The 13,390-nt window shown below is 72.8% G+C and carries 10 protein-coding genes and 3 tRNA genes; 10 read left to right on the plus strand and 3 right to left on the minus strand.

Annotated features, from left to right (window positions below; genetic code table 11):
* Window positions 1-149: 149 nt before the first annotated feature.
* From QP090_RS24905 to QP090_RS24925, 5 genes are all read left to right on the plus strand, one after another.
* The gene (locus QP090_RS24905) at window positions 150-1,379 is read left to right on the plus strand and encodes a hypothetical protein (protein ID WP_285941803.1); all 1,230 of its coding nucleotides are present in this window, start codon (window positions 150-152) and stop codon (window positions 1,377-1,379) included.
* 171 nt (window positions 1,380-1,550) lie between these two features.
* Window positions 1,551-2,105, plus strand: a complete 555-nt coding sequence (locus QP090_RS24910) for an ATP-binding protein (RefSeq protein WP_285941804.1) — start codon at window positions 1,551-1,553, stop codon at window positions 2,103-2,105.
* Complete coding sequence (locus QP090_RS24915; protein WP_285941805.1) at window positions 2,102-2,953, plus strand: SAM-dependent methyltransferase; 852 nt, start codon at window positions 2,102-2,104, stop codon at window positions 2,951-2,953. Before QP090_RS24910 ends, QP090_RS24915 begins: the two co-directional genes overlap by 4 nt.
* Window positions 2,954-3,196: 243 nt before the next feature.
* Complete coding sequence (locus tag QP090_RS24920; RefSeq protein WP_285941806.1) at window positions 3,197-4,174, plus strand: hypothetical protein; 978 nt, start codon at window positions 3,197-3,199, stop codon at window positions 4,172-4,174.
* Between the two features lie 27 nt (window positions 4,175-4,201).
* Complete coding sequence (locus QP090_RS24925; RefSeq protein WP_285941808.1) at window positions 4,202-4,984, plus strand: class I SAM-dependent methyltransferase; 783 nt, start codon at window positions 4,202-4,204, stop codon at window positions 4,982-4,984.
* A gap of 145 nt (window positions 4,985-5,129) precedes the next feature.
* Here the strand turns inward: QP090_RS24925 and QP090_RS24930 are convergent, their stop codons facing one another.
* From QP090_RS24930 to QP090_RS24940, 3 genes are all read right to left on the minus strand, one after another.
* Window positions 5,130-6,392, minus strand: coding sequence for a cytochrome P450 (locus QP090_RS24930; RefSeq protein WP_285941810.1), 1,263 nt, complete (start codon window positions 6,390-6,392; stop codon window positions 5,130-5,132).
* A gap of 87 nt (window positions 6,393-6,479) precedes the next feature.
* Window positions 6,480-8,312 carry an asparagine synthase-related protein gene (locus QP090_RS24935; protein ID WP_285941812.1) on the minus strand — a complete coding sequence of 611 codons (1,833 nt, stop codon included), beginning with the start codon at window positions 8,310-8,312 and terminating at the stop codon, window positions 6,480-6,482.
* Window positions 8,313-8,471: 159 nt separating this feature from the next.
* Window positions 8,472-9,173: a DNA-binding response regulator gene (locus QP090_RS24940; RefSeq protein ID WP_285941815.1), complete on the minus strand. Its 702-nt coding sequence runs from the start codon at window positions 9,171-9,173 to the stop codon at window positions 8,472-8,474.
* A gap of 252 nt (window positions 9,174-9,425) precedes the next feature.
* On the opposite strand from QP090_RS24940, the gene QP090_RS24945 reads away from it, so the two are divergent.
* The 5 genes from QP090_RS24945 (at window position 9,426) to QP090_RS24965 (ending at window position 13,382) form a co-directional block, all read left to right on the plus strand.
* A tRNA-OTHER gene (locus tag QP090_RS24945) sits at window positions 9,426-9,500 on the plus strand.
* Between the two features lie 32 nt (window positions 9,501-9,532).
* The gene (locus tag QP090_RS24950; protein WP_285941816.1) at window positions 9,533-11,278 is read left to right on the plus strand and encodes an ankyrin repeat domain-containing protein; all 1,746 of its coding nucleotides are present in this window, start codon (window positions 9,533-9,535) and stop codon (window positions 11,276-11,278) included.
* An 84-nt stretch (window positions 11,279-11,362) separates the two neighbouring features.
* Window positions 11,363-11,434: transfer RNA gene (locus tag QP090_RS24955), tRNA-OTHER, on the plus strand.
* Window positions 11,435-11,471: 37 nt separating this feature from the next.
* Window positions 11,472-13,226, plus strand: a complete 1,755-nt coding sequence (locus tag QP090_RS24960; RefSeq protein ID WP_285941818.1) for an ankyrin repeat domain-containing protein — start codon at window positions 11,472-11,474, stop codon at window positions 13,224-13,226.
* A gap of 84 nt (window positions 13,227-13,310) precedes the next feature.
* Window positions 13,311-13,382 (plus strand) — tRNA-OTHER (locus QP090_RS24965).
* Window positions 13,383-13,390: the final 8 nt, after the last annotated feature.

Here is a 13,390-nt window from a genome sequence, read left to right on the forward strand (position 1 = left end):
GGACACCGGCGTCAGCCGGTCAAGGGGCGACGGCCACCGCGAAAACCGCACGGCTAGCGGTGCGCTACCCTCCCTTTGAGGACTGGACCTAAAACCAAGGAGCTCAGCATGACCGGTCTCACCCGTCCCGCCCCCGGAGACCTGGGCTGATGCCGGTCACCATCGGGGTCGTCGGCCCGGAGGACCTGGTCCAGCGCGTCACCGCCGTGGGCACCGAGATGAGCGGCGCCACGCTGACCGCCCTGCCGTACCGGCACGAGAGCGAGACGGTCGAGCTGGTCGAGTCGGTCCAGGCCGACGTGACCGCGTTCCTGTTCACCGGCATCGTCCCCTACACCACCGCGACCGGCGCGGGCGTCGTCGACCGCCCGGCGATGTACCTGTCCTACGACGGCGCCACCCTGCTGCGGGTGCTGGTCGAGCTGCTGCGGCTCGGCCACGACGTGACCCGCATCTCGGTCGACACGCTCCAGCGCAGCGAGCTGATGGAGACCCTCACCGAGGCCAAGCTCCCCACCGACCACGTGCACGTGCTGCCGTACCGGCCCGGCCTCGGCTCCGACGACATCGTGGCGTTCCACCGCGCCGCCCGCGACCGGCACGGCGCCCGCGTCGCGATCACCTGCCTGGGCTCGGCGTACCACGTGCTGGAACGCGAGACGCACACCGTCCGGCTCGCGCCGTCCCGGTTCTCGATCCGGTCCACCCTCCAGGCCCTGGTGCTGACCACCATCGGCCGCGAGGTCGGCGACGCCCAGGTCGTGCTCGGCCTGATCGAGCTGCCCGGCGCCGACGAGGGGCTGGCCGCCGACGTGGTCTCCTTCGGCGCCAGCCTGACCCCGCTGCCCGGCGACCGGCACCTGATGGTCACCACCCGCGGCCTGCTCGACCAGGCCACCGCGCAGTTCACCCGGCTGCCCCTGCTCGACCGGCTCGCGGCCCGGCACCCCACCGCACGGATCGGCTTCGGGGTCGGCCGCACCGCCGCCGAGGCCGAGTCGCTCGCCCGCCGCGCGCTCAACCGCGCCGCGTCGGTCGGCGCCGCCGCCGGGGTGGTGGCGATGGCCGACGACGTCGACATCGTGATCGAGCCGAGCGGCGCCGCGGGCCCGCCGGCCGAGCCCGGCGCCGAGAGCGTCCCGCTGCTGGCCCGCCGCGCGGGGCTCAACACCCAGACCCTCACCCGGCTGCGCGACCTGGTCAGGGAGCGCCCGGACGGGCTGACCGCGCACGACGTCGCCGTCCACCTCGCCGTCCAGCAGCGGACCGCGCGGCGCATCCTCAAGCGGCTCGAGCGGGCCGGGGGCGCCACCCCGCTCGGCAGCCGGCAGCACGGCGGCACCGGCCGCCCGCCCACGGTCTACCGCGTCCACCTGTGAGCCCGACGCCCCCGGAGGGGTGTTTCCGCAGCGTGCCGTAGGGCCATTGCACGCATGCAAGCGACAGTGACTCGACCCCGCGGGCTGCGTAAGAGTGGGAGTTGTGCGAGCAGAAGATCGACGGGCTCCCCTGTCCGCCGTAACTCCCAAGCCCGGCAGGCCATAGCGCTCATGTTCGGATACAGCCCCCCACGGCCACGTGAGACCGCCACCCACGTACGGGACGCGCGCCCCGGACCTCCGGTCCTGACCGCCGTACCCTCCCTCGAACTCTGTAGCCCGGCCGACTGGGACGGCGACGCGGACGGGAACCTCCTTCTGGGGGAGATCGACCTCGCCTCCACCCCGGCCGCCGTCCGCCCGGCCCGCACCTACGTCCGGGAACTCGTCGGCTACCACTTCGCCACGGGCCCGTCCGGGCTCGGCGACCTCCAGCTCCTCACCAGCGAGGCGGTGACCAACTCGGTCCTGCACGCCCGGCCGCTCCGGGACGGGACGATCACGCTCGCGGTGCTGCGCGCCGGCGACCGGGTGCGGGTCGAGGTGATCGACGCCGGGCCGGCCCGGTCCGTGCCGCCCATGCCCGAGGACCCCCTCGCCGTCAGCGGCCGGGGGCTGCACCTGATCGCCGCGATCGCCAGCGGCCACGGCAGCCGCCGCAACGGCGACGGAACGATCACGTTCTGGTTCGAGGCCGACGTCAGCAATGGAAGGTGCGTGCGGTGACCTCGGGATCGGTGCTGAGCAGGAGCCGCCGGGCCGTGCCGGCCCACGCGGGCCGCCGCGCGTCGGCGGGACGTGAGAACCCCGGCGGCGCCGTCGACGCCGCGACGCCCAGCGCCGCCCGGATGTACGACTACATGCTCGGTGGCAAGGACAACTACGCGCCCGACCGCGACCTCGCCGACCGGGCGCTGCTGGCGGCGCCGGTGCTGTCCCGGCTCGTCCGGGTCAACCGGGCCTTCCTGCGCCAGGCCACCCGCCACCTCGCCGGGCAGGCCGGGATCCGGCAGTTCCTGGACATCGGCTGCGGCCTGCCCGCCGGCGACGACGTGGGCCAGACCGTCCGGACGGCCGCCCCGGGCAGCCGGGTCGTCTACGTCGACAACGACCCGATGGTGCTCAGCCACGCGCGGGCGCTGCTGGCCGTCGACGGCGACACCGACGCCGTCGCGGCCGACCTCCGCGACCCCGCCGGGATCGTGCGGCACCCCGAGGTGACCGCGCTGATCGACTTCTCCGAGCCGGTCGGGGTGCTGCTGCTGAGCGTGCTGCACTCCCTCACCGACGCCGAGGACCCGCGCGGCATCGTCGCCCGGCTGCTGGCCGGGCTGCCGCCCGGCAGCCACGTGGTGGTCTCCCACGCCGAGCGGACGCCGGGGCTGGACGCGGTCGCCGAGCTCTACCAGGAGGCCGACGTCCCGTTCGCGCCGCGCACCCGGGAGGAGATCGCCGTCCTCTCCGCCGGCCTCGAACCGGTCGGCGCCGACCCGGCGCTCCCGCTCCCCGGCCACGGCCGGCGGATCAACGCGGAGGTCCCCCTGATCGGCTCCATCGGCCGCAAGCCCGCGTGAGGCGGCGGCCCCACATGACGCGCGCGGGACGGCAGGCCGTCCGCACCCTCCCGAACCACCAGGTCGCGGACGCCCCGGCGCCGCCACATGGGCAGATTGCCCTAATTCGCCGTGCTCCGTCCGGCCGTCCCGATATGATCGGTACGCCAACACGTGCCGGTCTTAAGGCGAGCCATGACAGCGGACAGCGAGCCGAAGTCTCTCTCCGAAATCACCAGGGACCTCGGACTCAACATGTCCGATGTGGCGATCTTCTCTGGGCTGGACGAGAGCACCGTGTTCCGGCTGTGGGACAACACCGCGTGGTTGGACCGCATCAGCGGCCGGTCCTTGCAGAGCCTCATGTCGTCGGTGCCGGGAATCGCCGAGTACGCGATGGCGCACTCCCTGCTGAAACGGCGGAACACCCTCGTCGCCGACCTCCAGTCCGAGGGATTGGCCGTCGACCTGCGCACGCTCGCCGATTCGTCCATTCCCCAGCAGCATCTGCTGAACGCGCTGGAAGCCGGGCTGCACATCATGCGGGGCGACGCGACGCAGAAGGTGTCGTCCTATCTCGCGCGTTTCTGGGGACGCGAGCAGGACCGCGCGCTGGAGGCGCTCTATTCCACCGAGCCGGGCGAGGGGCTGCTGGCCGATCCGCGGAAGCTCTTCGACTCCTCGATCGAGCTGGCGCCCCGGCTGAACCGCAAGACCTACTCGTTCCATTCCATCCTGGCACTCAACATCATCACCCACCAGGTGAGCAAGGTGACCGACGCGCTGGACACCGACCTGGCCTTCCAGGTCCCCGGCCGGCAGACCGCGTTCATGATGCGGGGCGTGGTGATGGGATCGCTGATCAGCTCCAACGACCTGGAACTGGCCGAGCGCTACCGCCGGGAACTGGAGACCACCCCGGTGTACGCGGCGCTGGAGGAATGGTCGTTCCCGACCTATGCCAGGGACGGCCGGATCAGTTCCGACTTCGCGCTCCCGAACTCGCTCCCGCTGAACAACACCGCGCGCGAAGTGATCCGCGAGATCACCAGTTACAATGACGCCTACCTGTACTATCTGACCTCGACGTACATTCCCCTCGCACTGCAACGCGATCCCACGTTCGGGTCGCGGATCACCGAGCTGATAACGACGCTCGAACGGCGCGGGGCCGAATGTCTCGACCGAAGAGTCCGAGAAACCTGCGACCAGCTGGTGACAAAACTCAAAGGCATGGTGTGAGCCGTGCCGTGAACAAGAGGGGGGCCGGTGGACGACGCTAGCCGAGCGGTCGCGAAGCTCACGCGCGAGCGCTGGGAGGCCAATGCGGAGTACTGGGTCAAGGTCATCCGGGAGCGGCGCGACCGGTACCGCACCGAGCTGACCGACCAGGCCGTCCTCGACGCGATCGGCCCGTGCAAGGGCCTGCGGATCCTGGACGCGGGGTGCGGCGAGGGCTACCTGGCCCGGGCGCTCGCGGCGCAGGGCGCCGACGTCGTTGGCATCGACGCCTCGCAGGGCCTGATCGACGCGGCCCAGGACGGGCCCGCGGACGAGGAGCCCCCCGGCGGCCCGGCCGGCTCGGTCTCGTTCGCCCGCGCGAGCGTCGACGCGATGCCGGTCGCCGACCAGGACTTCGACCTGGTGGTCTGCAACCACCTGTTCAGCCACCTGCACGACCCCTCGGGTGCGATCCACGAGTTCGGCCGGGTGCTGCGGAGCGGCGGCCGGCTGGTCATCCTCACCCTGCACCCGTGCTTCTACATCGAGGACACCGAGCACGGCGCGACGGGCAGCGTGCCGGCCGCGCAGTACTTCGCCGCGCGCGGCGTCGACCAGCGCTTCCAGGTCGACGGGCTGGAGTCCCCATCGATGATCACCTCCTGGCTGCGGCCACTGGAGTTCTACTCTGGAACGCTCCGAGACGCCGGGTTCGTCATCGCCGACCTGCGCGAGCCGCACCCCACCGCCGAGCAGGTGGAGAACGACCCCTGGTGGCGCGAGGGCTTCCCGACCGCCATGTTCATGCTCCTGGTCGCCGAGCGCCGCTGACCCGGCCCGGCCGGCCCGAGCCGGCGCGGCGTGACGCCCGGCCCGAGTCGGACCGGGCGTCACGCCGCACCCCACACGCCGCACACCACACGCCGCACCGCACCCCGCGCGCCGCATCCCGCTCGTCCGGCCGCGGGCGCCGCCGCTACCAGCTCACCGGGAGCGCGGCGACGCCCTGCAACCCGCCGGGCCCCTTGAGCGGGAGCCGCGCGGCCGGGGCCGTCAGGCGCAGACCGGGGATCCGGCGGAACAGCGCGGAGAGGGCGACCTCCAGTTCCAGCCGCGCGAGGTTCTGCCCGAGGCACTGGTGGACGCCGTGGCCGAACGCGAGGTGGTGCCGGGCCGCGCGGCCCGCGTTCAGCACGTCGGGGTCGGGGAACGCGGCGCGGTCGCGGTTGGCCGCGGCGGGCAGCAGCAGCACGCCGTCACCCGCCCGGATGACCCGTCCGCCGATCACGATGTCGGCGAGGGCGGACCGCAGGATCGTCTCGGGGACGGTCAGGAACCGCAGCAGCTCCTCGACCACCGCGGGCGCCGCGCCCGGCCCGGACCGCATCAGCGCGAGCTGGTCGGGGTGCCCGAGCAGGGCCGGGACCGACAGCGCGATCGTGTTCGCGGTCGTCTCGTGCCCGGCGACCACGATCATCACGCACATCGCGGCCAGCTCGGCCCGCGTCACCCGGCCGCGGCCGTCGCCCATGACCAGGTGGCCGAGCAGCCCGCCGCCGGGACGGGTCGCGAGCAGCCGGTCGAAGTAGCCACGCAGCTCGGTCAGCGCCGGGCCCGCCTGCCCCTTGTCGAGGACGGCGGCGTCGGCGCGCTCGCGGAAGTAGGCGTGGTCGGCCCACGGCAGCCCGAACAGGTGGCCGAGCGCCATCGAGGGCAGCGGGACGGCGAAGCCGGGCACCAGGTCGGCGGGCGGGCCCGTCTCGAGCAGCCGGTCGAGGAGGTGGTCGGCGTCCTTCTCGATCAGCGGGCGCAGCGCGCGGATCCTGCGGACGCTGAACGCGGGGATCGCGATCCGCCGGTGGACGGCGTGCACGGGCTCGTCCATCTCGACGAACGTGCGCACCGGCCGCTCGGCCCCGGGCTCGGGCTCCCGGCGGGCGGGCCGCCCGTCCGGGACCGGGCGGAGGCGGGGGAAGCCCGGCTTGGCGGGGTCCGACGAGACGCGCGAGTCGGCGAGCAGCGAGCGGATCTCGGCGTGGCCGGTCACCGCCCACACCGCGGTGCCGTCCGGCAGCATGACCCGCGCGACGGGCCCGATGCGGCCGAGCCGGGCGAACCCGTCGGGCGGCCGGTCCGGGCGCGTCCTCGCCATCGGGTACGCGACCGGCCGGCCGGTATGGACGTCCGCCCGAGGCACGGGCACCTCGCGCGGGGGCGGCGGCACCTCCTTCCGCGGCACGGGGTCCTCCTCGCTGGGGGTGGCGGGCGGGACGGTCATGGGCGGGCCGGACCGGTCGCGCCGCGGCCGGCCGGGGTCGCTGGGACGTCAGGGGTCGGTGCGCGCACGCGGTTCCTCACTCTGCTCGCGGAGCCATATCTCGGATCCGATGGTGGGCTCGATCCGGCGGCGCGGCGTCCGGACATCGACCGGCCCGTGCACGGCCGCGCGCAGGGCGGACCGGTCGACCAGGCCGAGCTCGGCCAGCCGGGAGCCGTCGGCCAGCCCGGCGAGCTGGCCGCGGTGCCTCCGGCCGCCCAGCACGGCGGCGGCGGTGCCGGACGACCGGGTCACCCGGCCGAGCACGGCCGCGGGGACGACGCCGCGCATCGCCTCGACCAGCACCGGCTTGTGGCGGACGGGGTCGTTGCGGACGGCCGGGCGGACGGCCAGCGCAGCGGCCAGCACCCGGTCGTCGAAGAACGGCATGCCGAGCCGGACGCCCTGCCGGTCGGCGAGCTGCTCGAAGCCGCGTTTGGCCTGCGCGCCCGCGCACGCGCCCGCGAGCAAAAGGTGCAGCCCGGGGTCGTCGGCGAGCAGCCGGGGCTCGCCCGCGGCGGCGAGGAGCAGGTCGCGCACCGCGGCCACCGCGTCGGGCGCCACCCAGGCCGGCAGCACCGCGCGGCTCCCCCAGCCGGTGACGGCGGACGGGTCGGCGGCGGCGTCCAGCCCGGCGGCCGTGGCCCGCAGCCACGCCGAGTACGACCGCTCGCCCAGCAGCCGCAGGCCGACCCGTGCTGGCGACCACCCGTCCCTGGCGGCGGCCCTCAGGTGCCGGAACCCCTCCACGGGACGGCGCCGGAGCAGCGTGCGCTGCCAGGGCGGGGCGGGCACGCACATCTCGTCGCCGCCGAGGCCGGTGAGGTGGGCCTGCGGGAGGTGCTCGGCACCCCGCCCGAGCAGGTAGGCGAAGCGCCGCTGGTGGTGCACGAAGGCGAACGGCTCGTCGAAGCCGCCGCGGGCCGAGAGGATGCCGTCGTACACCAGCGGGCTGTCGCCGGCGGGTACGATCTCGTGCCCGATCCGGTGACCGGCGCGGCGCAGCCCGGCGATCGTCTCCTCGGCCCACGGCACATCGTCGTCGACCGGGACGGGCTGGGCCGCGGTCAGCGCGACGACGTCGGCCCCGGCTCGCGCCGCGAGCGAGCAGACGGCGCTGGAGTCGAACCCGCTCAGGTCGGCGACGACGGTGCGGCCCGGCGTGACCCGCGCGGCCACCGCGCCGCCGAGCGCCGTCCTCAGCCGCCCGGCGGCCTCGGTGACCGGCAGGTCTGGCACGGGCGGGCTCCACCACCGGGCCTCGCGCGGCGCGTCCCGTCCGGACAGCAGCAGGTAGTGGCCGGGCAGGACGGGCTGGACGCCCGTCCACACCGAGTCCCAGACGAGCGGCCACGGCGGGCCGGGGAACAGCAGCCGGACCGCGACGCGCGCCGGGTCGACGGCCGCGCCCGCGAGCGCGGCCAGCACGGCCGCCCGGTCCCCGGCCACCGGCACGCCGTTCACCGCGCACCGGTAGACGCGCCGCAGCCCCGACGCGGTGCCCTGGACGCGGACCTTGCCGCCGGCCGTCGCCACCACGTGCGCGCTGCCGTCCAGCCGCTCCTGGACCTCGCCCAGGCCGTGCACGGTGCTGAGGCGCGCCGCGTGCGCCGACAGCGCCTCGGCGGTCATCGAGAAGGTGCCCATGAGCGCAATCGCGGAGTCGGCCCCGCGCCCCACCAGGGGACGGCGGCCCCGCCAGTCGCCGAGCAGCCAGGGCCGGCCGGAGGGGTGCCGGATCTCCTCGGCCCGCGGGTGCGCGGCGCGCAGGGCCCGCACCACCGGCAGCGCGTCGCCGGTGTCCGGCAGGACGACGAACCATGGGGCGGCCGGTCGGGACACGGTGCTGCCCTCCTCATCTCCAGCGCCGGACGTTCACGAGAACGCGCCGGAATTCGCCTCCCCGTCCCGCTATTCCCTCGGCCATCGTAGAAGGGCGCCGATGAATCCGATGACGGTCATTCGCCCCACATCTGAGCGGTAATGGGTGCGCCGCGCGGGTCAGAGATCGTCGAGCCGGAGCAGGCCGTCCTGAAGGGCGCGCACCATCAGGGACGCTTTCGTCGACGCCGGGCGGCCGACGTCGGCGTACTTGATCCGGGCGCGGTCGATATAGGTGCTCACCGAGCGCGGGGTGAGATTCAGCCTGCCCGCGGCGACCGTCTTGGATTCGCAGCGGAGCCATTCGACGAGCACATCCGACTCCCGGGGCGACAGGCGCGGGCGGCGGTGCCGCTCCGTGCCCCCCGCCCTCTGGAGGCCATCGGCGGCGGGCTGCGCGGGAGGTGAGGGCGCGGCGCGCGGACGGGGCACGAGCGGCTTCCGGGGACGCGCCCTGGCCGCCGCGCGGATGGCCCCGACCAGGCTGTCGGAGCCCGCGGCCTTGTCCAGGACGGCGGACGCCCCGAGGTCCAGGCAGGTCCGCGCGGTCCCCGGGGCCGTGCACGTGGTGTAGACGACGACGCGGCGCCCGCTCTCGGCGAGGCGCCGCACGTCGGCGAGGGCGGGGACGGCCAGGCACGGGTCCAGGACCACGACGTCGGCCCGCTCGCCCCGGCCGGTCCAGGCGACCCCGGTGTGCGAGCCGGCGGCGACGACCCGGACCGGCGGGTCGGCCGACGCGCACCACGCGCTGACGCCGGCGACGACGGCGGGGTGACGGTCGATGACCACCACCGAGACATATACCCGGTAATTCGACATTGAGCACCTATACGATCGATGATTACCTCGCGAATTCAATGAATCCCCATCATCATCATCGAAACGAGTGGCCGCGCGGAATTCCTCGAAATCGAGGATCTCCGAAAGAAAGGATCGTCTTCCTCAAGGGCCACCCTGATATATGCCGGTTCCCTCGGGAACGGCGCCGCCGCCCGCACCGCCGGGACCGGTCCGGCGAGATCATCGCTTCGGGCGCGGGCCGTCGTTGGTGATCGCTAGCCTGGTGCAGGCAAGGTCGTAGCGCAGAGGTCGTCGCGCCTTACAGCGGGTTGGAGGACGCCGGTTCGAATCCGGCCGGCCTTGCCACCTTCTTCTTCCCCGAAGCCCCGAGGAGCGCGGTGTCCAAGTCCCGTCCGCCGCACGAGATGTCGCGGTTGCAGCGCATCCGGCGATACGCCGTGCCGCGGTGGATGATCGAGCAGGCCACCGAACGCCGCCTCGCCGGCGACTGGCAGGGCGCCTGCGCGACGGCCCGCGTCAAGGTGAACTTCGACCTCGCCGACATCACCGCCCTGCATGGCAAGGAGGTCGCCGCCGAGCTGGAGGACGATCTCCGCCACCTCGCGCCGGACCTGCTGCGCTGGCACCTGCCCCGGGTGGGGGCGGGGCGCACGACGATCACGCCCACCCAGACCTTCGTCCTGCGCAAGCCGGGCGAGGACGGCTTCCCGCAGCTGTACGTCACGACGCCGCCCTGGAGCGTGCACGGACCGCAGCGGCTGACGCTGCACTTCGGCACCGCCACCCCGGCGGGCCGCTACAGCTATGAGACCGACTGGCGCTACTGCGCGTTCTGGCGCGGCCTTATGCATGACTGGACGACCTCCCGATACCTCTGGGACGTGCGACACGCATCCGAACTGCGCGACCGGTCCGGCGGCGACCACGAGCGCGCGCCCTTCTTCGACCCGGACGGCACGCCACGCGCCTCACGCACCCCCCGACCTCTGGACGACCGTCCCTGGACCGCGCCCGAGCGCACCGAGCGGATCATCGAGCTGCACGAGCGGGGCGAGGTCGAGGCGGCTTTCAGCGCGGCGGGCATCGAGCTCGACACCACGCCGCTCAAGCTGAAATGGGCCAGGGTCGATGAGCTCGATCCGCTCGACGCCTTGGTGCGGATGCCGCTGGCGCTGACCCGGCTCGAACCGGAGATGCGGCGTCAAGCCGAAGCCGAGGCCGGCACCGTGGACGACATCAAACGCTTCCAGATCCCGCACAACCAGTACTCCGCGATCCTGCTCGAACCAGGGGGGCCGAGCGGCCCGCGGGTCCGGCTGACCGGTATCACGCCCAGCTTCGGCATCGCGGTCCTGCCGGAGGCGTGCTGGCGGCGGCTGCCGGATCTCGACCTGATGCGGGGCGGCGACACACCCGCCGAGCACCTGCACCCACTCGTCCGGGACGCACTGTTCCCCGACCACCCGTCCGCCGGCGGGCCGGGCGGCCCGCCGGGGCCCGAACTCCCCTCCCCCGTCCGCGTCCGCTGCCACGGCGAATGGCACGAAGTGACCTCCCGCGACGGCATCCTCGAGATTCCCCACAGCCAGGACGAGAAGCAGCGTGAGCAGGCACTACGCGCGTTCGGCGGCGCCAACGCCGGATGCTTCGCCGTCCATGAAGCATGGAGAACCGGCAAGGGGCGCCTGCCACGAGCGCTGAACGACCAACGACGCGAACTGTTCACCCGCGCCCTGCACGGCGACACCCCCGGAGTACTCCAACTCCTCGATGCAGGCGTCGAACCGCACGCACGCAACAGGCGACAACGCACCCTCCTCCACATGCTGCACCTCCTCGACCACAAGGAGCTGCTGCCCCGCCTCCTCGCCGCCGGACTCGACATCAACGCCAGAGACGAAGAACAACGCACACCACTGTTCGTCGCAGTCGGCGACGGCGGCTCGGCGACGCTCATCCAAGACCTCCTCACCGCAGGCGCCCGCATCGACGTGCTCTGCGAGATCCACAAAGAGGAGTTGTCACTACTGCGACTACTCAAAATCCACTATCGCGAGGAGGAGCTGGCGTTCCTGCACAACCGGATTCTCACCGAGCACCCGGAACTCGCCGAGGAGGAGTGACCCCGTCCCGGAAGTTCCCCGGGACGACAAGATCACCATTTCGGGCGCGGGCCGTCGTCGGTGATCGCTAGACTGGGTGCAGGCAAGGCTGTAGCGCAGAGGTCGTCGCGCCTTACAGCGGGTTGGAGGACGCCGGTTCGAATCCGGCCGGCCTTGCCGCCTTCTCTTCCCCCGGCAGTCTTCGAGGAGTGCGGTGCCGACTCCGGTGTCCAAGTCCCGTCCACCGGACGAGATGTCGCGGTTGCGGCGCATCCGGCGATACGCCGTGCCGCGGTGGATGATCGAGCAGGCCACCGAACGCCGCCTGGCCGGTGACTGGCAGGGCGCCTGCGCCGCCGCCCGGGTCAACGTGGACTTCGACCTGGCCGACGTGGCGGCACAGCACGGCCAGGACATCGCCGCCGAACTAGAGGACGACCTTCACCACCTCGCGCCGGACCTGCTGCGCTGGCACCTACCCCGAGTAGAGCGGGGCCGCACAACGATCACCCCCACCCAGACCATCGTCCTGCGCAAGCCGGGCGAGAACGGCCTGCCGCAGCTGTATCTCACCACGCCGCCCTGGAGCGTGCACGGACCGCAGCGGCTGACGCTGCACTTCGGCAGCGTCCAGGCGTCTGACATGTGGCTTGAGACCGATTGGCGCTACTGCGCGTTCTGGCGTGACGTCGTGCAGGACTGGACCACGTCCCGGCACCTGTGGGACGTCCGGCATACATCCGAGCTGCGCGAACGGTCGGGCGGCGACGCCGAGCGCACGCCGTTCTTCAACCCGGACGGAACAGCACGCCCCCCGCACACCCCGGACGACCGTCCCCTGACCACGCCCGAGCGCACCGAGCGGATCACCGAGCTCCACGAGCGGGGCGAGGTCGAGGCGGCCTTCGCCGCGGCGGGCATCGAACTCGACACCGCACCACTCGAACTGGCTTCGTGGGCCAGCGTCCCCAAGCTCGATCCGCTCGACGTCTTCGGGCGGATGCCGCTGGCGCTGACCCGGCTCGAACCGGAGATGCGGCGCCTCGCCGAAGCCCGGGCCGGCACCGCGAACGTCAAACGCTTCTGGATTCCGCACACCCAGCACTCCACGATCCTGCTCGAACCGGGAGAATCAAGCGGCCTGCGGGTCGAGCTGATCGACTACGAGGGTGACGAACCGGACGACTCCACCATGCTGCTTCCCGAGGCGCACTGGCGGCGGCTGCCGGATCTCGACCTGATGCGGGGCGGCGACACACCCGCCGAGCACCTGCACCCACTCGTCCGGGACGCACTGTTCCCCGACCACCCGTCCGCCGGCGGGCCGGGCGGCCCGCCGGGACCCGAGCTCCCCTCCCCCGTCCGCGTCCGCTGCGGCCGTGAATGGCACGAAGTGGCATCCCGCGACGGCATCCTCGAGATTCCGCACAGCCAGGACGAGAAGCAGCGTGAGCAGGCACTGCGCGCGTTCGGCGGCGATCACGCCGGATGCTTCGCCGTCCAGGAAGCATGGACGTCCGGTAGGGGCCGCCTGCCGCGAGCCCTCAACGACCAGCGGCGGGAGCTGTTCAGCCGCGCCCTGCACGGCGACACTCCCGGAGTACTCCAACTCCTCGACGCGGGCGTTGATCCACACGCCCGCAACGGACGGCAACGCACCCTCCTTCACATGCTGCACCTTCTCGACCACGAGGAGCTACTGCCCCTCCTCTTGGCCGCCGGACTCGACATCAACGCCAGGGACGAGGAGGAACGCACACCACTGTTCGTGGCGGTCGGCGACGGCGGCTCGGCGGAACTCGTCCAAGACCTGATGACCGCAGGCGCCCGCATCGACGTGCTCTGCGAGATCCACGGCGAGGAGTTGTCGCTACTGCGACTACTCGAAATCCAGATGCGTGAGGACGAGCTGGAGTTCCTGAACGAACGGATCCTCACCGAGCACCCGGAACTCGCCGAAGAGGAATGACCCCGTCCCGGGAGTCCCCCGGGCCGGCAAGATCATCGTTTCGGGCGCAGAGCGTCGTTGGTGATCGTTAGACTGGGTGCAGGCAAGGCTGTAGCGCAGAGGTCGTCGCGCCTTACAGCGGGTTGGAGGACGCCGGTTCGAATCCGGCCGGCCTTGCCGCCTTC

This window comes from Actinomadura xylanilytica, from assembly GCF_030283145.1.
Classification (GTDB): Bacteria; Actinomycetota; Actinomycetes; order Streptosporangiales; family Streptosporangiaceae; genus Spirillospora; species Spirillospora xylanilytica.